We start from the raw sequence: 23,218 nt of genomic DNA, 5'->3' as shown, positions 1-23,218 counted from the left end.
GGTGTCGCATAGCCCTTATGGTAGTGTAAGGGTTGGCTCTAATGGCTTGCCCTTTTAGTTGTATAGATAGCGCTTGATGCTTTGTTTTGGAGTTTTCTCGAAGTCCCCTTCGAGTAGCTCGAACATAGCTACTTGAGCGAAAGAGGCAATAGACTGGTTGAGGAGCTGTCTATTCTCTTCCAGTATTTTCTCTATTTCCTTATCGTTATTGCGCCCTGCTTTCTCTAGCGCAGCCCGATCAATGGTGACGATAGCGACATTTTTCTTCCCCTCACGCTGGACCACTATGGCCTCGTTCATAAATGGGAGCATAGCTATCTTTGCCTCAATCTCCTCAGGGTAGATATTTTGTCCATTAGGGCCGAGTAGCATCGCCTTGGACCTACCGCGGAGGTACACAAAGTCCTTCTCGATATATCCTAGATCGCCAGTCTTCATCCAGCCGTCTTCGGTAAATAGTTCAGAGGTTGCCTTTTCGTCTCTGAAATACCCTATGCATACATTTTCGCCCTTTATCTGAATCTCACCCACACGCTTGCCCTCAATCTCCTGAGCATCGGCAATGCGCAATTCCTCTATCATGTGCAGCACTTTTCCGCATGTGCCAGGGGTGTAGTCTTTGGGCTTGCAGTAGCTAACGAGAGGAGCACACTCGGTCATGCCATATCCCACAGTTATTGGGAATTTTATCTTGTATAGGAAGTCCGCAATCTCACTATTAAGCGCTGCGCCACCTACAATAAAGCTGTGGAGATTACCGCCCAGCGCATCGATCAGAGCCTGGCGGAATTTCTTGAGAACCGTTTGGCGAAGGATAGGGGTATTGAGGGCAATCTTTACCTTCGTGCTACTGAGTTGGGGCGCGAGCACACTCTTATATATCTTCTCTAGTACAAGAGGAACAGAGAGGATGAGCCGAGGACGAACCTCTTTGAGCGCCTTGAGCAACACCGTAGGCGTAGGCTTTTGCCCTAATATGTAGACATGGGCACCTACACGAAGGGGGAGTAGGAAGTTGAAAGCGCAACTATAGGAGTGTGCATTGGGAAGGAAGCAGAGGAGGTTGTCGCCCCTACTTTGCATGTCTTGGGTGAGGGAAAAGACGATATTGGCAGCCAGGTTGTTGGCGGTTGTCATCACGCCCTTGCTAAATCCTGCAGTGCCTGAGGTGTAGCTGATAACCATCAGTTCCTTATTATCTACCTCGGGGAAGTGGATATCGTCGCGGGTAAATTTATTGGGGTATTTTGCTTGGAAGATAGCCTCAATATCTGTGTTACTTGCTATCGGAGAGAGGCAAAGATGGTCTACAGGTTTGAGGTCCTCGATGCCAAATACGCCTACTGTATTGGGTATTTCCTCTCGGGTGAGCATCTTTAGATGCTCAGACCCAGCAAATACTAGTTTGCTTTGGCTATGGTTGAGGATATGGATGATATCACTGCGATGAAAGTCGGGGAGGATGGGAACCACTACGGCGCCGTATGTGGCAATGCCCATCCATATCATGCACCACTCTGCACAGTCTTTACCAACGAGTGCTACATGGTCGCCCTGTTGGATGCCATTATGCTCCAATAGGAGATGTACTTTGGTGCTCCATTGCGCCACGTCGGCGACGGTGAAGGTCTTTGCCTCCTTATAATTGGTGAACGCAGGCAATGCCCAATTTTCACGGAATACCTGCTCATACATCTTTACGAAATTCTCTTTTATCATACGCTAGTCCTATTTAATTAAGTTCGTATTGAACAAATGTACCTATTTGCTGTCAATTATCAATAAAACTGTGACTATGGAGTCTCGTTTTACCTTGTGTCTGTTGTAACGTTATCTCATGTCGGAGATAAATTGGTATCTTACGCCAGAAACTGGGGAACACTCGGTTATATACTTGTCTAACTCAATAGTTGTACGATGAAAAAGTTACTTGTTGGTTTATTGTTTCTAATGGTGGGGGGGATGCCCTCGTTTGCCCAGAAGAAGATGATGTACGGAGTGGTCACGCAAATTGACACCTCCAAATTGATTTACTATTACATATATAGTTTTAATGAAGCAGAGCGGGAGGGAAAGGCTCGTATGGTGCTGCAAGTCGGCGATAAGCTCCAACGCTTCTCATCTATGGAGAATTATTTGAGCGACTCCCTAGCACTTACCTTTAATAATGAGCCACAGGATACAAAGCTACTACTTCAAAGAAGCATGGAGCTCCGCAGAAGTCTGGATTTTAGAGGGGATGTTCGGTGGGTTCTTTATACTAATTATCCTATCGGGAAGCGCAGCATTACGGATAGGGTCTTTATGGATCGTTTCCTGACGGAGGAGAAAGACGTACCCCCTGAGTGGCAGTTGGTAGATGAGCAAAAGGAGATAGCCGGTCGTCTTTGCTCCAAAGCGACGACTACACTCTATGGAAGAAAGTGGGTGGTATGGTACTCTGAGAAAGAGAGTCGTCCGGATGGCCCTTGGCTATTGAGAGGACTTCCAGGAGTGGTCGTACTTGCTGAAGATAGCACAGGGGACTTCTCTTTTGAGCTCTATAAGATAGAGCACCGTTCTACACCTATATTGTATGGTGTGAGGGACTACTTCAAAGCCAGCAGAAATGATGTGCTCAAGGCGATGAAGAGGTACTATGACAATATGGCGCAGTATGTTGCCGCAACCGCTGCAGGACAGCAGACATCGGATTTGCCTAAGACAGATCCTATAAACTACAACCCTCTTCGTAAAATCAAAGAGTAGTTAGGATACTTTTAATACGTGAAAATAGACTAGAGTTTATTTTGTATTATGAACTTGTTGAGAGAATAAAATAAATTTGTACATTGCCATCGCAAGTTCGATACTTGCATGTTTGTTTAATCTTTTAATTTCATATTTTTGTTATGAAGATAAAAAAGAGAAAAGTGTTTGGCACGTTTGCGCTTTTAATTATTGGGACAGGGGTCGCTCTAGCGTCCGCGGGCTATCAGACTTCATGTGGCAAGCGTGTTATGGGTCCAGATATGGAGTTCTTTGAGACTCCCTATGAATGGATGGAATTTGTGCGTGAATTAAATGATATCCATTGTGGGGTACATGATATTGAGGGCGTATGGGATGGAGAGCCATACATCATAGTTGAATGATGATGTATAACAAACCTTTAGTAGTGTCTTCGGGCGCTACTAAAGGTCATTTTGTTTTTAGTATGGTAAAAAAAATAGTTGTTGGTCTCTTATTCCTGATTGTTATCGGGCTTCCTACTAATGCTCAGAAAAGAGTAATGTTTGAGAGAGTTAGCCAAATTGATACTTCCAAACTCATCTACCACTATATTTATACATTTAATGACAAGGGAAAGGAGGAGAAGGCGCGGATGGTGCTACAAGTTGGGGATAAGATTCAACGCTTCTCTTCTATGGAGAATTATTTGACTGACTCACTTGCGCTTGCATTTAATAATGAGCCACAAGATAAAAAAATCATAATGACCAAAATGAATGAGAATATTCGTAAGGTGGATTTTAGAGGGGATGTTCGGTGGGTACTTTACACTAATTATCCTACTGGGAAGCGTAGCATTACGGATAGGGTCTTTATGGATCGTTTTCTGACTGAGGAGGAAGAGGTACTCCCTGAGTGGCAGTTGGTGGATGAGCAAAAGGAGATAGCCGGTTGTCTTTGCTCCAAAGCGACGACTACCCTCTATGGAAGAAAGTGGGTGGTATGGTACTCTGAGAAAGAAAGCCGTCCGGATGGTCCTTGGCTATTGAAGGGTCTTCCTGGGGTAGTAGTCCGCGCAGAGGATAGTACTAGGAACTTCTCCTTTGAACTCTATAGGATAGAATGGCGTTCTGTTCCAATATTATTCAGAGATAAAGACTACCTCAAAGCCAGTAGAAATGATGTGCTCAAGGCAATGAAAAGATTTTATGACAATCGTGCGCAGTATGTTGCCGCAACTGCTGCTGGACAGCAGACATCGGATTTGCCTAAGACAGATCCTATAAACTACACCCCTCTCCGTAAAATCAAAGAGTAGGTAATGCGGCTTGAGTCCATTCTAATTCTCTTGTACTGGTTCTTGTGCTGTCCTGTAATATATGCCCAAGAGCCTGTGGCTGTGGTGTATAGTGGGCTGGTATTGGATGCCAAGAGCAATGAACCGGTTAGTAATGCTATCGTGCTCCTCCTGTCGGAGCGTGGAAGTTCGGACGGGAAGCAGGATCGTATAGCTTTTGGAAGCACAGCTAATGATGGGAGGTACAGTATCCGTGTGTCTGGTAAGAAGCGCCCCAACCTATTGGAGGTGCGTCTCATGGGTTATAAAAATCAGCGCATAAGTCTTGGTGTTACGACAGGAGAGCAGCCTATCTATCTAGAGCCTGATAGCGAGGAGCTGCCAGAGGTGGTCGTGCTCGGAACTCCCATTGTCTCCCGAGGAGATACTGTCACTTACCGAGCATCTGCCTTTATCACCAGTAACACTTACTCGGCAGAAGACTTGATGAAACGGCTCCCAGGGGTTAGTGTGGATTCGCGGGGAATAATAAGCTACATGGGGGATCCGATAAGTGGTGTCTATATAGAGGGTTTGGATCTGGTTGCTAATAATTACCAGACTGCAACACGTATCATAAAGGCGGAAGATATTTCAGCCATCGATGTCATGGAGCGCTTTCAGAAGAAGAAAGTACTCAGGGGAGTGGAAGAGGGCGATGGCACTATGCTTAATATCCGACTCAAGAATAACACAATGCTGACACCCTCGGGCGAGGTGATGGTCGGTGGAGGTGTATTGGAAGAGCAAGGGTTGGTGCATAGCTTAGGGGCTAATACGCTTTTGGTAAATAAGCGAACGCAGATACTCGGAGCCGGTATATGGGATACGTCTACGGCGCAGGATAGTGAGTCTATCGGTATCAAGAAGAGTGTCTCCAGTACTTCTGCACGTGCTTTTGGCGGGAATGCCCTTACGTCGTATAGTGATAAATCTCAGGCACTTTCCCAAGTAGATATATTGGGTACACTAAATCAGATTCTCGTACTGAAGGAAGATGTAACTGTCAAGTACAATATTGGCTATGGCTTCAAGAGTACATCTGGTAGACGGGGAAAGGAGAGTTTCCTAGCTGATAAGGGGGACTACCTACACTTTACAGAGGAGCGCACAAATCGCATTGAGGGTCATCTTGCACGTGCTCAGCTCAATTATACCGAGAACTCTACCCAACGGTATCTAATGAATACCCTGACAGTCGAAGGGGATTGGGCGCAGGGTACGCATAATCTATTCAGAGGAGAGGAGATTCTAGAGGAGGCAAGGGCAAACGAGTATAGACTCGACAATAACTTCAGCCTCGCAAGTCGACAAGGGGGTAACACCACGACCCTAGAGGGGCGAGTGAGCTACAGGAAGCTCCCTCGGCTCATCTTTGAAGTCCCAAGAGGTAGGTATGCTTATCGCCAACATATCTATGGCAGTGATTTGAACTCCTATACCAGAGCCAGCTATGGGTGGGGCTTGGGTGGTCTATATAGTATTTGGGGAACTGTAGAGCTAGACGGTCGTCTGGAAGATATCGGACTCGTTTCTGGGACAAAGGCAGAGGGAAGGAGTGTAGACGGTGGCAGGTTACAGGTGAGTAGCGCCCCAACACTTAGTTATAATGCTCCTCACCTCAAGTGGTCTATAAGTGTGCCCCTGCAATTCAATTATCTCTTTTATCGGTTTCAGGATATTACCTATACCCCGCAAAGCATAAGGCGAGGTGTCCTTAGCCCCGGTGTGTTGGCAAAGCTGAGCTATCGTCCCTCGCCCCTTTGGTATTTATCTTGGAATGGGAGGTATACCCGAAACAATCTCTCGGAGATTACCGATTATCTATTAGGGAGTTATCGCACATCGTTCGACCAAGTCAACACTCGGGCAGAGGTTGTCGAACCGGAGCGTAATACCCTAAGTGCCGCTCTGAATATTGAATATAGGCAAGCCATAAGAGCCATATTTGGGCGCCTGAGACTATCTGCTATTCGGACTATAGATAATAAAATAGTGTCACGGACACTAGAGGGGACGGCAAAGTTGTCTGCCCAAGTAGCAGGTAAGCAGATGAGAGACTTTATCGGCGGAGAGGTATATCTATCTAAGCAGTTTGCTGCCCTCAAGAGCGTGGTCTCTATCTCTGCCGATTACGCCTATACTTCCTATCCAATGATTATAGCAGGGCAACTCAATAAGCTATCGTCTCAGAGTATGGGTGGTCGTTTGGAATTCATCAGCAGCCCTCTATCCTGGCTGGAGCTTTCTATATCTGTTTCACGAAGGGAAGACCTCAATAGGAGTAGTTTTGGAGCATTCAATCTTGGAGAGTGGAAGGTAAAAGGTGGAGTAACTTGTTCGTTCTTCGAGAGGTGGTCGGCGGGAATATCGGGTGACTATACTGCTGTGTCTGAAGCTGGTATTAACCGCAACCAATCTTTCGCACTACTTATGGGAACTATTACCTATCGCTACAAGCGCTTAAGGGTTGAGCTAAAGGGGGATAACCTGCTCAATACCCAAGCAATATATCAATCCCTAGTTACAGATGTGGATAGGTATTCCAATTACTTTGTGCTTAGACCTCGGCAGATAATGCTGAGCGGATACCTGAAATTCTAAAGCGAGTGTCAGCACTCTCCTTAGGTGTTTTGGGGAAGGTTATGTATATTTTGAGGTCTCCTGAGAAAAGGGTAACTTTGTGAATATTATACATAGATAAATAGGATGAATTCTCAAGATATAGAAAAGGATTTGGTGGTCAAAAGACATCTAGGCTTCGGGGCGCGCTCTAGCTGTGCCTGCTCTAAAGCTCGGGGGTATGCCACCAATCTAGAAAGCAAACTGAATGTATCGGACTATTTCTGCGATCTCCCTGTTGGTTGCAATGCTTCCGACTTTGTAGAAGTACAGTTCAAGAACACCCGTAAGGGCTATTTCCTCAATAGCCTAAAGCTAGATCTCCACAAAGGGGATATCGTTGCGGTAGAGGCAATGCCGGGGCATGATATTGGGGAGGTGACGTTGACCGGGAAGTTGGTAGAGCTCCAAATGCAAAAGACGCGCTATCGTCACCCCAATGGAGAGCCTCGCCGTGTTTATCGTATTGCCAAGCCTGCCGACTTGGAGAAGTATGAGCAGGTGAAGCAGCTAGAACATCCGACGATGATTGAGAGCCGTAAGATTGCTGAGTCATTGGGTCTAGACATGAAGATTGGCGATGTAGAATACCAAGGCGATGGGCAGAAAGCCATCTTCTACTATATAGCCGAGGGGAGAGTAGACTTCCGACAACTTATTCGTAGACTTGCTGAGGCGTTCCACATCCGTGTGGAGATGAAGCAAATCGGTGTTAGACAAGAGGCGGGAAGAATAGGTGGTCTGGGTCCATGTGGTAGGCAGCTATGTTGCTCTAGCTGGATGACTAGCTTCGTTTCGGTGGGCACCAATGCTGCGAGACTCCAGGATCTCTCACTCAATCCTCAGAAACTCGCAGGTCAGTGCGCTAAGTTGAAGTGTTGCCTTAATTACGAAGTAGATACTTATTATGAGGCTCAGCAACAGATGCCTCATCGCTCTATCGAGCTCCGGACAAGCGTGGGCGACTACCGTTATATGAAAGCCGATATATTGGCAGGGGAGATTACCTACCTCCCCAAGGTACGTGACCGTCGAGAGATAAGCGAACCGATTACCATTACTCGCGATAGGGCACTCGCGATTATTCAGCAAAACAAGCAGGGGATGATACCTTTCAATCTCCAGTTCGATAGCGAGGAGATGATAGACCTTCCCGCTAAAGTGCCTAACGATTTGCTCTCTCAGAGTAGCATGAACCGCTTCGATGAAGAACGAAAAGGCAATAGGCGCAAGAAGAAACAGCGTAACGGCAATAATAATAGTGCCAACAACAATAAAGGCAAGCAAACAGAACCCGTACAGAATAGCCCAGATGCACACAATGAAGAGCTTAAGAGGGCTGCAAGGGAAGGTGCTTCACGTAGGCGTCGCCGACCAAATACCGCAGAGGGTGCTGGGGGAGAGGAGCGAGCTAGAAGGCGTACCAATCCACGGCGAAACCGAAAGGGCGGAGAGCGTTCGGAGGAATAGCCATGGAGGGAAGGCGCACACTACTTCTCACTGTCTTGCTCCTGCTCTTTGGTTGTATCGGTTGCAAAAGAGTGGGGGGCACCTATCAGTACTTCGAGATGATAGAAGATAGAGGATGGTCGTCGGATAAAGAGGTCTTCTTTAGTTCTGCCGAGCTAAAGCCCAATGCCCTTTACAATGTCAGTCTTGTGCTGAGGCTTGATAGGGATATCACTTACCGTACTATCCCAATAGGGATAACCTTCGAGACGCCCAATAGAGAGCTGAAAACGCGAGTGGTACAGGTCCCCATAAACCGAGTAAAAGGGGATAAGAGCGGTTACAATATCTTCGAGCAAAAGACCGTCCTAGAGCAAGGCGTACAATTCCCCAGCCAAGGGGTCTACTCGTATAGCCTGCGGCATCTCTCTACAGACTCCATTATACCAGGAGTGGTAGAGGTGGGGCTCCTAATCGAACCCGCAAGTAGATAAGACGCAGAAGGTATGGGGATAGTTTTTCGACAGAGCTTTAAGGGGACTATTATTAATCTTATAGGGGTCGGGATTGGCTTTATCACTACTTTCTTTGTCGTGACTGAGCTCCTTACCCCTGAGGAGATTGGTCTCACCAGAGTGCTTGTCGAAGCGGCGACTCTGGTGGGTGGCTATGCCCTATTGGCTACCAATAGCTCAGCCATACGCTATTACCCCTATTTCCGTACTACGGACGGCAAAGATGGCGGTTTCCTTAGGCTCTTACTCATTATCCCTTTGATTGGGATCCTTATCTTTGGAGCTCTTTATCTATTTTTACGGGCACCATTGGTGCACTTCTTTGCACCTAAGAGCGGAGGGGTAGATCTCTTCCAGAACTACTACTATGTAGTACTTCCGCTCATGCTCTTCATTACCTACCAAACCGTGCTCGAGGTCTACTGTAGCCTCCGGCAAAGGATAGCTATCCCCAAACTGAGCCGAGAGGTTATTCTTAGGCTCCTTCTTCTATTTGCCTATCTCGTATATGGGTTTGGCATGTTGGACTTTCGGGGTTTTATCGCCATCTTCGTGCTCTCCTATGGGGTGATGATGGGGGTTACCCTCCTGTATAGTTTCAGAATAGCCCCAAATGCCTTAGGCGCCCCAATCGTAATACCAGAGGGAAAGGTCCAACGCGACTTTCGAAATTATACCCTCTTTACAGTGCTCAGTGCCATGGGCAGTAGCATAGTACAGCGGCTGGATCTATTTATGGTCTCCTCCGAATTGGGCATGGCATCTGCGGGCGTCTATACCATCGCATTCTTTATTGTGGCGGTGGTGGAGATGCCATCACGTTCGCTCAGCGCTATGTCTGCTCCTCTCGCCTCCGCCGCTATCCACAGTGGAGATTACCGTGAAGTCAACCGCATATTCCGAGAGGTGTCAAATAACCAACTCCTGATAGGTTCAGCCCTATTACTGCTTATCTGGATCAATGTAGGGACTATATTCTGGGTCATTCCCAATAGCGCAGTCTATATCCAGGGGAAGTGGGTTATCTTCTTCCTCGGTCTAGGAAAGCTGGTCGATTTATCCTTCAGCTTTGGCAATGCTATACTCCGATACAGCAAGTATTATTTCTGGACACTTGCCTATACTATCATTGTGATGGTCGTCACCATTCTCCTAAATCTCTATTTCATAGAGTACTGGGGAATAACTGGTGCAGCCATAGCTACGATGATTACTTTCGTTATTAGTTACACTTTCCAGCAATTGGTGCTGTGGCGTAAGATGCAAGTTACCCCCGTAAATTGGCAGATGGTAAGGATTATAGTTCCCTACGGCTTACTTCTGGGAGTAGACTATTTGTTGCCCCACTGGGGGCATCCTATCCTCGATAGTATGTGGAGGACGGGAGTAATTGGTATATTTGGCTGGCTAATGATGCGGCGTGAGGAGACTTTCCGACGACTCATGAGCCAAATAGGAGATTCAGTCACAAGGATAATCAGAAAGCTATGAGTAAAGATGGGACAAAGGAGGAGGTAAGAAAAGGGATTACGTTATTGCCTTTGGGTGGGATAGCCTGCCGCATCCGCACTATTTCTTCGATGATTCATATCGCTAGGGAGTACAATCGCCCGCTAGAGATACTTTGGCGTACCGATGATTATATGCCGGTCTCTACAGATCGTCTCTTTACGCTGAAGCCTGGTCTTATCTCCGATAATGTGACCATGCGGCCAATGGGATGGACAGATGCCCTTCTGAATACTCCGCCTATGCCCTGCAACTTCTTCCTGAGTTTCCCCTTTGTCGCACTTGGCTACGATAAAGTACTTGGCCCTAAGCGTGTCGAATATATGATAGCGCATGAGCGGGCAGAGCTAGATGACCTATTCAGAGATACAGAAAAGTCTATACTCATTGCTACAGGCGATGGACTGGGACGATTCCTAGGCATGTACGACATATTGGAAGCGACAGTGGAGGTCAATAATGTACTTCTCTCGAGCATGGCTAGTTGGGAACGCCGAATGGTAGGGGTGCATATCAATCGTCGGATCAATCCGCAGACCACTTACAGCGAAAGCCCAATAGAGCTATTTATCCGCCGTATGCAAGAAATGATAGAGGCAGATAATGAGATCTCTTTCTTTATCGCTACCACCTCCAAAGACGAACGTGAGCGTCTTGCCACAATATTCCACGAACGCGTCTTCGTGCCTCATAGCGTAGCTGATCCGCACACCGTAAAGGGCGTGATACAATCTTTCGGAGAGCTCTTAGCCCTCTCGCACACAGAGCGAATCCTCACCACGCCTGGAAGTAATTATGCCAAAGTGGCATCGGAGATAGGTGGTCTCCCACTCGAAACGCTCAGTATATACTCCTCAAAATAAGGATTCCTAATGTGGTGTCCAAAGGGTGTGCTGAAGGTGACCTTTGGCACTCTGTGGTGTGCCATAATCCTAAGTACGAGGTGCTAAGACAGAGACGAAGTGGTCGTACCCACTTACGTGACCGATGCCGAATAACGAATGCAATATTGAAGTTTAGACTTTATACCTCCTCTATTGCTGCCTATCCGATAACCCAACAATACTAACCCCTTGACCTGCCTCTACTAACTAGTTGACCATTTAATATATACTAATTGACCAATTTAATATATATCAAATTGGTCAATTAGTATATATTAATCTAGTCGTTTAGTATATATTAAATGGTCATGCCTGATAGGTCTCCGTTTCAGGCTTGATAGCGAGCTGGTTTGGTCGAGATGTAAATGGAGGTGGTTGGGGGTGTATCGATGGGTAATGTACAATGGGTAATAGTTTGATTGATGGCGGATTATCAGGGTTGGAAGGTGATAATGTAGTGCGGAGATTGATTGTGCTTATTCTTTTCTAATGTATGCCAAATAATTGGTAAATTTGTGGACAATGGATTGAGCATATCCGAGGTTACATGGGGATGAGATATTTTGATCGAGATATTAGTTGGCTTGCTTTTAATAAACGGGTGTTGATGGAGGCACTCGATAAGAGCGTACCTATATACGAGAGGATTAGCTTCCTCTCCATCTTCTCTTCCAATCTCGAGGAGTTTTATCAGGTGCGTGTCGCAAGGGATAGAGCAGTTATCTCTCGGGAGAAAAGTGGGGGAGATAAAGATAAGACGGATCAAAAACGGGCTGACCTCAGAGAGCTAACCGACGAGGTAAAGCGGCAAGAGGAGCTCTTTCGCTATGCTTGGGAAGATGTAATGGTATCTGACCTGCGTGAGGTAGGAGTGGAGGTATTCACTGATGCCACGGAGTTCAAAGGGGAGGTACGGACATTCGTTGATCGTTACTTCGATGAGGAGGTGTTCCCCTTTCTGCAGCCAGTGCTCTTGAGTCCCGACTTGGTGAAGGTGTTTATAAGAGATAAGCGTATCTACCTATGTATACATCTCCGTCGACTTGCGGATAGAGCTAGGAGGTTGTATGTGATCAAGCTACCCTTTACCAAGGTGCCTCGGTTTATCTCGTTGCCTAAGCATAAGGGGCATTATGCTTACACCTTTGTTGATGAGGTCGTTCGAGCTAATCTTGAGAAAATATTCCCAGGCTTCGAGGTATTGGGGTCGTATAGTTTCAAGGTATCTCGAGATGCGGACCTAGAAATAGAAGAAGGGGGACAGCATTTGGCAAAGAACCTAGAGGAGATTATTGCCAAGCGCAAGACAGGTGCGGTGACACGCTTTCAGTTTGACGATATGATGCCGGCGGTGGTGCTCGATCAGCTGAAAGAGAGTATAGGACTCAAGCCAGAGGATCTCCTCCCCGCACGCAGGCACCTGCAGTTGCAAGACTTGAGGAGCTTGCCTAATCCGCTGGGCAAAGCGTATGAACAGACTTATCCTAGCCCGATTCCGCATTATCGGTGGGACTTAGCGGAAAGCAAAATAGACCATCTGCTGAGCCAAGATGAAGCCATTTATGTGCCTTACACTAGCTTCGACTACTTGCTCGATACCCTTCGAGCGGCTTGTACAGACCCTAGGGTTAAGGGCATAAAGCTAACTCAGTACCGTGTGGCTGAGGACTCAGAGGTGATAGATGTGCTGATTCGGGCAGCGAGTAGCGGCAAAGAGGTGACCGTATTTGTGGAGCTCAAAGCTCGCTTTGATGAGGAGAACAATCTGCAGACTGCCCAGCGCATGACCCGCCATGGTGTGAAGATTATCTATTCATTGCCGGGGCTTAAGGTGCATGCCAAGACCTGTCTGATAGAGTTTCACTCTGAGACTGTTCCGGGTAGGTGTGGTATCGCTTGTTTTAGTACAGGCAACTTCAATGAGAAGACGGCTAAGATTTACTCAGATATGATGGTATTCACGAGTAATCCTGATCTCGCGAGCGAACTCGGTGAGTTGTTTAAGCTCCTCGAACGAGGTAAGACGGAGTATCCCTTCAAGAGATTGCTTGTGGCGAGCTATGGTATGGCTGAGCATATCCATGAGTTGATAGAGTATGAGATAGCTGAGGCAAGAGCAGGGCGAGTAGGAAGGATTATCCTGAAGATGAATTCGCTCGAGGAGAAAGGGGTTATAGACCACCTCTACAAGGCGTCGGAAGCCGGAGTGAAGATAGACCTACTGGTTCGAGGTATCTGTAGGGTGGTGCCTAATCAACCTTTTAGCAAGAATATTAGGGTAATTAGGCTACTGGATATCTACTTGGAGCATGCTCGTATTTGGTATTTCCATCACGGAGGAGCGCAATTGTACTTCATCGCCTCTGCCGACTGGATGACCCGTAATCTCTACCGTCGGATAGAGTGTGGTGCTCCAGTATTGGAGCCAAAGATAAAAGAGTCGCTCGGTGAGGTACTGGAGCTTTGTCTGAGCGATAATGTGAAAGCAACCTATGTAGACGAGAACCTCGAGAATGTCCCTAAGCATGATGGAGGCAAGCCTATTAGGACACAGAAAGAGATGTATGCCGTGGTAGAGCGATATAATCGGCTTCCGCCTTTTGGGGATAAGTCTCTAAGTAAAGAGCTGAGTGCTGACCAAGTGGTTGTGCCACGTATGGGGCGGGAGCCAAGGACTAAGCAGTCGTGGCTCGGGAAGATGATATTTAGGAAGAAATAAAAAGATAGATAGAATAAGTTAGACAAGATGTTTTCAGGAATTGTTGAGACGACAGCTAAGGTACTGAGAGTAGTCCGTGAGGAGGGCACAGAGAATGTGCACTTGACTCTTACTGCACCATTTGTGGATGAACTAAAGATAGATCAGAGTGTAGCACACAATGGCGTATGCCTTACTGTTGTAGCTATCGACTTGCAAGAGCAGAGCTACACAGTAACTGCGATATTGGAGACTTTGGAGCGCTCTAACCTAGGCGACCTTAAGGAAGGCGACCTAGTGAATCTTGAGCGCAGTGTGCAGATCAATGGAAGACTTGATGGGCATATTGTGCAAGGACATGTAGATACCACCGGAACTTGTACCGAGGTGCGTGAGGCGGATGGTAGCCACTACTTCCATATAGAGTACAATGTGCCTAAGGAGATGGCACTGAGAGGTTATATGACAGTGGAGAAGGGTTCGGTATGTGTCAATGGGGTGAGCCTTACGGTGGTCAATTCTACCCCTCATAGTTTCGAAGTAGCCATTATCCCATTCACTATTGAGCATACTAACTTTAAGGAATTGACCGTTGGCAAGAGGGTGAACCTAGAGTTTGATATCATAGGGAAGTACTTGTCAAGGATTATTGAGATAGAGAAGCAGTGACGCTGAAGGAACTGGTAGAGGCTAGGCAGAGCGACCGGAAATATGATCCCTCCCGTACTATAGAACGGGAGGTGATAGAGCGAATACTCGAGTGCGCCAGATTGGCTCCCTCGGGGACTAATTCTCAGCCTTGGCACTTCGTAGTAGTGGATGAGCCTGAGCTGCGAGATAAGGTGGCTTCGGCGGTGTCATCTACACTACTGGGTGGGATGAATAAGTTTGCCTACTCTGCACCAGTGCTGATAGTAATGGTGGAGGAACCTGCCAATGTGGAGGGGAAAGCCGGGAGTATTTTGCTCCGTAGGCACCTTCCAGCTTACGACCTCGGTATTGCCGCGAGCTATATTACGCTAGCAGCGACGGAGGAGGGGCTGGGGAGCTGTATTATGGGTTGGCTAAACCAGCGTAAGCTAAGGAAGATTTTGGGAGTGCCTAAGCGTAAGAATATCCCGCTGGTGATAGCTCTAGGGTACTCTCTGCAAGAGAAAAGAGATAAGAAACGTAAGCCAATAGAGGAGATACGTTCGTACAATAGTTACAAGGAATAATAGATTATGGCACAAAAGCCTTCGATACCTAAGGGTACGCGCGACTTTTCGCCCGAGGAGATGGCGAAGCGCAATTATATATTTGATACCATTAAGAGTGTGTACCGTACATACGGGTTTATGGAGATAGAAACTCCTGCTATGGAGAACCTCTCGACCCTTACGGGTAAGTACGGAGATGAGGGCGATAAGTTGCTCTTCCGTATCCTTAATAGTGGGGATAGCCTTAAGGACTTTAAGCGAGAGGAGCTATTGACAATCGATGCCAATGAGTTTGCAGCTCGTGCGTGCGATAGAGGGCTTAGGTATGACCTTACTGTGCCTTTTGCGCGCTATGTGGTTCAGCACCGAAATGAGATAACATTTCCATTCCGTAGGTTCCAAATTCAACCCGTATGGCGTGCCGATAGACCTCAGAAGGGAAGGTATCGTGAATTCTTCCAGTGCGATGCCGACGTGATTGGCTCAGACTCTCTTTTGCACGAAGTAGAGCTGACCCGTATTATTGATACCGTATTCCATAAGTTAGGTGTATCGGTGACTATTCACCTGAATAATCGTAAGCTCCTAACGGCTATTGGCGAAACGCTCGGGATAGAGAATATTATTGACTTGACGGTTGCTATCGATAAGCTGGATAAGATTGGTTGGGACGGTGTGCAGGGAGAGTTGCTCTCGAAGGGCATCGCCCAGGAAGCTATTGATAGGCTCTATCCTATCCTAACCTTTGTGGGTAGTAATGAGGAGAAACTCGAGAAGATGGGTGAACTCTTTGAGGGCTCTGTAGTGGGTAAGAAGGGGATAGAGGAATTGAGCTATATCTTCGATATGCTTCGCCTATCACCTTTACATAACAAGGTGTTGCTAGATCTGTCGCTGGCACGTGGGTTGGACTACTACACCGGTACAATATTCGAGGTAAAGGCCAATGATGTACAGATAGGGAGTATCACTGGTGGTGGTCGTTACGACAATCTTACTGGGGTATTCGGCTTGGATGGCGTTAGTGGTGTGGGTATTTCGTTTGGTGCTGATCGTATTTTTGATGTGCTCAATCAGTTGGAGCTATATCCTAAGGAGGCAACCACTGGTACCCGTTTGATGTTTGTGAACTTCGGGGATCGCGAGACTAGGTATATCTTGCCCCTTCTCTCCGAGATTCGTGAGGCAGGTATTTCTGCCGAGCTATATCCCGAGGATGCTAAGCTGAAGAAGCAGATGAGCTATGCCAATGCTCTGTCTATTCCTTACGTTGCTTTCGTCGGTGCAGAGGAGGTGGATAGCAAGACCATTACGCTCAAGGATATGGAGAGCGGAGAACAAATGGCACTTACTCTTGAGCAATTGATTCAGAGACTCCTGTAGTTATGCGACGGGTAGACGGGCATAAACTTACGATTGAACTAGAACTGTGGCCTTTCCATCTGGATCTGAGGGAGCGTTACCCTCTGAGCCAGGTGGTGAGCCGTATGATACATGTTGCGGGAGAGCACGCTACACACTTCGGCTACGGTATAGGTCAGCTTATGGAACAAGGCGCTACGTGGGTGCTGAGCCGTATGAGTATCCAGTTTTTTCAACCGATCTCTATCCAAGAACCACTAGAGATATCTACGGGAGTGACGGATTGGTCGGGTATCTCTACGGATAGGGTAATCACTCTCTCCCAAGGAAGAGGTCTTGTAGCTAGCTCTATGACCAAGTGGATTGCTATTGATATCAAGAAGCGGATGCCGATCTCAATAGATAAGGTACTGACGGATACATCCGTGAGAACTGCGTACCCAGGACTCGAACTTCCAGAAGTGCCTCGGCGTCTACTTGGGAGAGAGGAGACAGCTCTGCTCAAGACTATCTATGTGCATAAGGTAAGGTACTCGGATCTAGACCTGAATAGGCACGTGAATAGCTCTGTGTGGGTATCGCTGGCGGTAGACGCTTTGCCACTTGAGCGGATTCTACAGTATCGCATGACCGATGTGCACTTGCGCTTTGTGAAGGAAGGGCACTATGGCGATCAACTGTACGTGCGGCACTATTCGGAAGGCTTGACCGATTACTTACAGATAGAGCATGACGAGACAACTTGTTTCCAATTGGTAATACATTGGGTTAAGGAGTAGATGTATGGCAAAGAAGGTACGCAATAAGCTGGATGTAATACAGGACAAACGGACGGAAAAGGTGACTGTACTCTTTTCTGAAGAGGAGTGTAAGATGCTCAATTACTATGTGAAGAAGTATAAGCATCGTAGTCGTTCTGCCTTTGTCCGCCGTCTCGTGATGACTCATGTGGTAGGTGAGCTCAATGCCAATTATCCTACTCTTTTTGACCAAAATATATCAGATGATTGATAGCCCTATTTCTCCATTTACGGATGAGTATTTTATGCAGCAGGCACTGCAGGAGGCGCTCCTCGCCTATGAGGCAAACGAGGTGCCCATAGGTGCTGTGGTGGTAGTCAATGATACGATAATCGGTAGAGGACACAACCTCACTGAGAGTCTGCAAGATGTAACTGCCCATGCCGAGATGATGGCGATCACTGCTGCTCAGAATCAATTAGGGTGCAAGGTCCTTCCCGATTGTACGCTTTATGTGACGGTAGAGCCATGTATCATGTGTGCGGGAGCACTCCGCCATGCTCGGGTTAGTAGAGTGGTATGGGGTGCTTCGGAGCCTAAGATGGGATTTACTCAGTTTGCCGATAATATACTGCATAGGACTACGGAGGTTACCCCTGGAATAATGGTGGAAGAGTGCGCACAGTTGATGCGTAACTTCTTTGCACACAGGAGATAGGTGACTTAGACTACAGTAATGCCGTTCCCGATGATGGGCAAAATAAGGGAAAAATAGTATCTTTGTAGACTAGGAGGGCATCGGAGTGCAATTTGCGGAACTGTTTGATAGCTAGTAGCTGAATAAAGCGAACATAAGAGATATATGAAGAGAGGGGTAAGATGGTTTGTCCGTCTGTTATGGACTCTATTTGGAGTCGGAGTGGCGGTAGTAGTATTGTTATTCGTATTGATTGCTAATGGGGTAATAGGCTACATGCCACTCATTGAGGATCTACAAAACCCAATTGATAAGTACGCTACTCAGTTGATATCTGAGGATAATGTGGTAATGGGCTCCTTCGCTCTGAAGGGGAATAATCGTATCTATACCACTTACGAGGATTTGTCTCCCGCCTTGGTCAATGCACTTATTGCTACAGAGGATAAGCGCTTTACGGAGCACTCAGGCATAGATATTAGAGGACTATTCCGAGTGTTCTTCCGTACCGTACTCATGGGGCAGAAGGATGCAGGGGGCGGTAGTACTATTACCCAGCAGCTGGCTAAGCAGCTCTATTCCCCTACGGCTAAGAATATCGTAGAGCGTGCAATGCAGAAACCAATAGAGTGGGTGATAGCTGCGAAACTAGAGCGTTTCTACTCCAAGGAAGAGATAATTACCCTTTACCTCAATAAGTTTGACTTCCTATATCAAGCGGTAGGGATTGACTCCGCTGCCAAGACTTATTTCAATAAGTTGCCCAAGGAGTTGACTACCGAAGAGGCTGCGCTACTTGTGGGGATGTGTAAAAACCCATCCTACTTCAATCCTGTCCGATACCCTGAGCGCACCAAGGGAAGACGTGATGTGGTACTTTCCCTAATGATGGAGCAGGGTTATATTACTCGGGATGAGATGGTGGCTCTGCAGGCTAATGCTATTGAGCTAAACTTTAAGCGCCAAAGCCATAGAGCAGGTATCGCACCCTACTTTAGGGAGTACCTGCGCAAGATAATGATGGCAGAGAAGCCAGATCGCAGCAATTATAGAGATTGGCAGGAGCAAGAGTACGAGCACGATGTACAGCAGTGGGAGAATAATCCCCTTTATGGTTGGTGCAATAAGAATAAGAAGGCAAACGGCGAACCTTATAACATCTATACAGATGGTCTAAAGGTGTATACCACCATTAATTCTCGTATGCAGGAGCATGCCGAGGCAGCGATGATTGAGCACCTTGCTGGCGATATTCAGATCGCCTTCGACCGTGAGAAGAAGGGCAGAGACTACGCTCCATTCTCCAAAGATATCAGTTCTGATGAGCGCAGAAACATCATCACCCGAGATATTAAGAATAGTGATCGTTACCGCCTACAAAAGGCGTCTGGTATCAACGAGTCTGAGATCATGAAGAGCTTCGACGAGCCTACGGAAATGTCCGTATTCGCCTATGGAAAGGAGGATGGCAAGTATGTGACTATCTTGCGAGATACAGTAATGACGCCTCGCGATTCTATCCTCTACCACAAGCGCTTCTTAAGGTCTGGCTTTATGGCAATGGATAGCAGCACAGGTTATGTGCGTGCTTATGTTGGTGGTACAGACTATAGTACGTTCCAGTATGATATGGCTACGCAAGGTAGGCGTCAGGTGGGGTCTACTATGAAACCTTACCTCTACTCTATGGCTATGAGCGAGGGCTTTACCCCTTGTGATCAGATGCTCCATGTGCAGCCTCATATCCGACTTGCTACGGGAGAGATATGGTCTCCTAAGAATGCGGGAGCTAGCCGAGTAGGGGATATGGTATCTATCAATTGGGGACTACAGAACTCCTCCAACTGGGTTACCGCTTGGCTGATGAGCCAAATGTCTCCCGTTACCTTTGTAGACCTGTTGCACTCCTTCGGCGTTACAGGAGACCTCGACCCTACACCGGCAATTAGTTTGGGTAGCCCCGACATCACTGTGGAAGAGATGGTGTCTGGATTTAGCACTTTTGCCAATGCCGGTATGCGTGCTGTGCCTATATATGTGACTAGAATCGAGGATCAATACGGAAATGTTGTCGCTGAGTTCCTTCCCGATATCCGAGAGGTTCTGTCGGCCGATGCTACCTATAAGACCCTCCACATGCTACGAAATGTGATGAATGGGGGTACTGGTAGCCGTGTCCGTAACCGATACAATGTCAACGCCGATATGGGGGGTAAGACAGGAACTAGTCAGAACCACTCCGATGGTTGGTTTATGGGCTTCACTCCACGTATCAGCACAGGGTGCTGGGTTGGGGGTGAAGATAGATCCATCCACTTCGATGGTATTCGCCTAGGGCAGGGAGCCAATATGGCTTTGCCTATCGTGGCGAAGTTCTTCCAAAAAGTATATGCTGATAAAGCCCTTCAGAAGCGAGCCGAGGAGCTGGGTGTTAGTCCAGAGCTTAAGTTCGTGATACCTGAAGAATATGCTGACCCTTGTAGAAGCAAGGATGGTGGGCTAATGCCTTTTGAGCCCATAGTAGAGGAGGGTATAGACCCTCTCTTTGAGTGATGCAAATTGTTTATGTATAAACTATGTTAATTATCTGAGTAAAAGATGTCAAAGAAAAGAGTTTACTTCTTCGGTAATGGAGCCGCAGAGGGAAAGGCAGACATGAGAATGTTGCTGGGTGGTAAGGGTGCCAACCTTGCCGAGATGAACCTGATTGGCGTACCAGTGCCTCCAGGCTTTACTATCACCACCGAAGTGTGTAAGGAGTATTACGAGCTAGATCGTGATATCCTTCGCAAGGAGATTTTCCAAGAGGCAGAGGCACACATTGCCAAGATGGAAGAACTAACAGGCACCAAGTTTGGTGATAGCAAGAACCCACTACTCGTATCAGTTCGCTCAGGTGCTCCTGCATCTATGCCTGGTATGATGGATACCATCCTCAACCTTGGTCTAAACGATGAGGCTGTACAAGGTCTAGCTACCTGTAGTGGCAATGAGCGTTTCGCTTGGGACTCTTATCGTCGTTTTGTCCAGATGTATGGCGACGTAGTACTCGGTATGAAGCCACTTGATAAGAAGGAGATTGACCCCTTCGAGAAGATTATCGAGGAGGTAAAGCATGAGAAGGGCGTGACCATGGATAACGACCTTACCGTAGAGGATCTCAAGGAGCTTGTAAAGCGCTTCCGTGCAGCAGTAAAGGAGCAGACAGGTAAGGACTTCCCTGTTGATGCATACGACCAGCTATGGGGTGCTATTGGTGCTGTATTCGGTTCTTGGATGAATGAGCGCGCGATCATCTACCGCCGTATGGAGAATATCCCTGAGGAGTGGGGTACCGCTGTCAATGTACAAGCCATGGTGTTCGGCAACATGGGCAATAATTCAGCCACTGGTGTTTGCTTCTCTCGTAACGCAGCTACCGGAGAAAACCTTTTCAATGGCGAGTATCTTATCAATGCTCAAGGTGAGGATGTAGTGGCTGGTATCCGTACACCACAGGAGATTACTAAGGAGGGTTCACATCGTTGGGCTAAGCTTGCTGGTGTCACCGAGGAGTATCGTGCTACTGAGATGCCATCTCTTGAGGAGTCTATGCCTGAGATGTATAAGGAGCTATTCGATATTCAGCACAAGCTCGAGAACCACTATCGTGACATGCAGGATATGGAGTTCACTATCCAGAATGGTAAGCTATGGTTCCTCCAGACTCGTAATGGTAAGCGTACTGGTAAGGCAATGGTAAAGATTGCTATGGATATGCTACAGGAGGGTTTGATCACAGAGGAGCAGGCTATCCTTCGTGTTGATCCTAACAAGCTAGACGAGCTACTCCATCCAGTATTTGATAAGGTAGCTGAGGCAAAGGCAGTAGAAATTGCTCGTGGTCTACCAGCATCTCCAGGCGCAGCTTCTGGTAAGATCTGCTTCTTCGCTGAGGATGCAGCTCGCATGCACAATGAGCATGGTGACAAGGTAATACTCGTGCGCAACGAAACCTCTCCTGAGGATCTTGCAGGTATGCAGGTAGCTGAGGGAATCCTAACCGCTAAGGGTGGTATGACTAGCCACGCAGCTGTAGTAGCACGTGGTATGGGTAAGTGTTGTGTGTCCGGAGCAGGTGCACTAGAGATTGATTACAAGGCAGGTACCATGACTGTAGATGGTCGTGTGTACAAGGAGGGTGACTTTATCTCTATCAATGGTTCTACTGGTCTTATCTACGAGGGTCAGGTACCAACTAAGGCAGCTGTACTTGATGAGGACTTCCAGAAGCTCATGGATCTGTCAGACAAGCATGCTCGCCTCACCGTACGTACCAATGCCGATACCCCACACGATGCAGAAGTAGCACTCAGCTTCGGCGCAACTGGTATTGGTCTCTGCCGTACTGAGCACATGTTCTTTGAGGGCTCAAAGATCAAGGCAATGCGTAAGATGATTCTTGCACAAGATACTGAAGGTCGTGAAGCCGCTCTCGAGGAGCTACTTCCACTACAGAAGCAAGACTTCCTTGGTATATTCCGTGCTATGAATGGTCACCCTGTTACCGTTCGTCTACTCGACCCACCTCTGCATGAGTTCCTACCACAGGATCAGAAGGGTCAAGAGGAGATGGCAGCAGAGCTAGGTATTTCTGCAGCACAGGTGTCAGCCCGTGTCAATGGTCTTCATGAGGTGAACCCAATGCTTGGTCACCGTGGTTGCCGTCTGGGTAACACCTATCCTGAGATCACTGTGATGCAGACCCGTGCTATCCTCGGTGCTGCAATAGAGCTAAGTAAGGAAGGCATCAAGGTAATGCCAGAGATTATGGTGCCACTCGTAGGTACTGTAAGAGAGCTCGAACTACAGCGTGAGGTTATCGATGAGACTGCCAAGAAGCTCTTCGCAGAGGAAGGTGTATCTGTAGACTACAAGGTAGGTACCATGATTGAGATTCCACGTGCTACCCTTATCGCTGATAAGATCGCAGAGCATGCAGAGTTCTTCAGCTTCGGTACTAATGACCTTACTCAGATGACCTTCGGTTACTCTCGTGACGATATCAATGGCTTCCTTCCTGAGTACCTCAAGAAGAAGATTCTTCACGTAGACCCATTCCAGGTACTCGACCAAGAGGGAGTAGGTCAGCTTGTAGAGCATGGTACTAAGCTTGGACGCTCTACCAATTCTACCCTCAAGGTAGGTATTTGCGGTGAGCATGGTGGTGAGCCAAGTAGCGTGAAGTTCTGCCACAGAGTAGGTCTTAACTATGTTTCTTGCTCTCCATTCCGTGTGCCAATCGCACGCCTAGCTGCAGCACAGGCTGCAATCGAGGAGAAGGTGGGTAAGTAATTATTGCTGTCCGGTAAAAGTTAGAAATGACTTTTTGAAGGTCAGATATCAGAGTAATATCGGGGGTTTGCTTTTCAAATTAAAAAAGCAAGCCCCCCTCTTGTTATAGGTTGGGGAACAGAGGGTATTGGGGTGGCAAATTTGCCCGTTCTGCCATGAT

Annotated in this window: 18 protein-coding genes; 17 read left to right on the top strand and 1 reads right to left on the bottom strand. The window is 47.3% G+C overall.

The genetic code is table 11. From position 1 onward, the window contains the following. Positions 1-54: 54 nt before the first annotated feature. On the bottom strand, positions 55-1,719 hold the full coding sequence (locus IX315_RS06420) for an AMP-binding protein (RefSeq protein WP_211635287.1): 1,665 nt from the start codon (positions 1,717-1,719) through the stop codon (positions 55-57). Between the two features lie 198 nt (positions 1,720-1,917). Here IX315_RS06420 and IX315_RS06415 point away from each other — a divergent pair, with 198 nt between their 5' ends. From IX315_RS06415 to ppdK, 17 genes are all read left to right on the top strand, one after another. Beyond that, positions 1,918-2,748 (top strand): GLPGLI family protein, encoded by an 831-nt coding sequence (locus IX315_RS06415; protein ID WP_211638682.1) that lies wholly within the window; start codon positions 1,918-1,920, stop codon positions 2,746-2,748. Between the two features lie 143 nt (positions 2,749-2,891). Beyond that, on the top strand, positions 2,892-3,134 hold the full coding sequence (locus IX315_RS06410; RefSeq protein WP_018358478.1) for a hypothetical protein: 243 nt from the start codon (positions 2,892-2,894) through the stop codon (positions 3,132-3,134). A gap of 62 nt (positions 3,135-3,196) precedes the next feature. Continuing rightward, positions 3,197-4,030 carry a GLPGLI family protein gene (locus IX315_RS06405; RefSeq protein WP_211635282.1) on the top strand — a complete coding sequence of 278 codons (834 nt, stop codon included), beginning with the start codon at positions 3,197-3,199 and terminating at the stop codon, positions 4,028-4,030. Between the two features lie 3 nt (positions 4,031-4,033). After that, complete coding sequence (locus IX315_RS06400; protein ID WP_211635280.1) at positions 4,034-6,652, top strand: peptidase associated domain and porin domain-containing protein; 2,619 nt, start codon at positions 4,034-4,036, stop codon at positions 6,650-6,652. Positions 6,653-6,757: 105 nt separating this feature from the next. Then, positions 6,758-8,140: a PSP1 domain-containing protein gene (locus tag IX315_RS06395; protein ID WP_134849491.1), complete on the top strand. Its 1,383-nt coding sequence runs from the start codon at positions 6,758-6,760 to the stop codon at positions 8,138-8,140. A gap of 2 nt (positions 8,141-8,142) precedes the next feature. Further along, a complete protein-coding gene (locus IX315_RS06390; protein WP_018358482.1) occupies positions 8,143-8,613 on the top strand; it encodes a gliding motility lipoprotein GldH family protein in 471 nt (156 codons plus the stop codon). A gap of 12 nt (positions 8,614-8,625) precedes the next feature. After that, positions 8,626-10,125, top strand: a complete 1,500-nt coding sequence (locus tag IX315_RS06385; RefSeq protein WP_018358483.1) for a polysaccharide biosynthesis protein — start codon at positions 8,626-8,628, stop codon at positions 10,123-10,125. Further along, positions 10,122-11,006 carry an O-fucosyltransferase family protein gene (locus IX315_RS06380; protein ID WP_018358484.1) on the top strand — a complete coding sequence of 295 codons (885 nt, stop codon included), beginning with the start codon at positions 10,122-10,124 and terminating at the stop codon, positions 11,004-11,006. Before IX315_RS06385 ends, IX315_RS06380 begins: the two co-directional genes overlap by 4 nt. A 574-nt stretch (positions 11,007-11,580) precedes the next feature. Further along, a complete protein-coding gene (ppk1, locus tag IX315_RS06375; RefSeq protein ID WP_211837278.1) occupies positions 11,581-13,746 on the top strand; it encodes a polyphosphate kinase 1 in 2,166 nt (721 codons plus the stop codon). Positions 13,747-13,773: 27 nt separating this feature from the next. After that, positions 13,774-14,394: a riboflavin synthase gene (locus IX315_RS06370; RefSeq protein WP_018358486.1), complete on the top strand. Its 621-nt coding sequence runs from the start codon at positions 13,774-13,776 to the stop codon at positions 14,392-14,394. After that, positions 14,391-14,942 (top strand): nitroreductase family protein, encoded by a 552-nt coding sequence (locus tag IX315_RS06365; protein ID WP_018358487.1) that lies wholly within the window; start codon positions 14,391-14,393, stop codon positions 14,940-14,942. Before IX315_RS06370 ends, IX315_RS06365 begins: the two co-directional genes overlap by 4 nt. A gap of 6 nt (positions 14,943-14,948) precedes the next feature. After that, entirely contained in the window at positions 14,949-16,307 is a 1,359-nt protein-coding gene (gene hisS, locus IX315_RS06360; protein WP_018358488.1) for a histidine--tRNA ligase, read from the top strand. A gap of 2 nt (positions 16,308-16,309) precedes the next feature. After that, entirely contained in the window at positions 16,310-17,065 is a 756-nt protein-coding gene (locus IX315_RS06355; RefSeq protein WP_018358489.1) for an acyl-[acyl-carrier-protein] thioesterase, read from the top strand. A gap of 4 nt (positions 17,066-17,069) precedes the next feature. Continuing rightward, the gene (locus tag IX315_RS06350; RefSeq protein WP_018358490.1) at positions 17,070-17,297 is read left to right on the top strand and encodes a hypothetical protein; all 228 of its coding nucleotides are present in this window, start codon (positions 17,070-17,072) and stop codon (positions 17,295-17,297) included. Further along, a complete protein-coding gene (locus IX315_RS06345; RefSeq protein WP_018358491.1) occupies positions 17,290-17,745 on the top strand; it encodes a nucleoside deaminase in 456 nt (151 codons plus the stop codon). The genes IX315_RS06350 and IX315_RS06345 overlap by 8 nt, the downstream gene beginning before the upstream one ends. A gap of 144 nt (positions 17,746-17,889) precedes the next feature. Beyond that, positions 17,890-20,277, top strand: coding sequence for a transglycosylase domain-containing protein (locus IX315_RS06340; protein ID WP_211635267.1), 2,388 nt, complete (start codon positions 17,890-17,892; stop codon positions 20,275-20,277). A 45-nt stretch (positions 20,278-20,322) separates the two neighbouring features. Next, positions 20,323-23,058, top strand: a complete 2,736-nt coding sequence (gene ppdK, locus IX315_RS06335; protein ID WP_211638699.1) for a pyruvate, phosphate dikinase — start codon at positions 20,323-20,325, stop codon at positions 23,056-23,058. Positions 23,059-23,218 lie beyond the last annotated feature (160 nt).

It is taken from the genome of Porphyromonas levii, from assembly GCF_018206105.1.
Taxonomy (GTDB): Bacteria; Bacteroidota; Bacteroidia; order Bacteroidales; family Porphyromonadaceae; genus Porphyromonas_A; species Porphyromonas_A levii.
The sequence above is the reverse complement of the archived record's forward strand: the minus strand, read 5'-3'. Positions and strand labels throughout refer to the sequence as shown.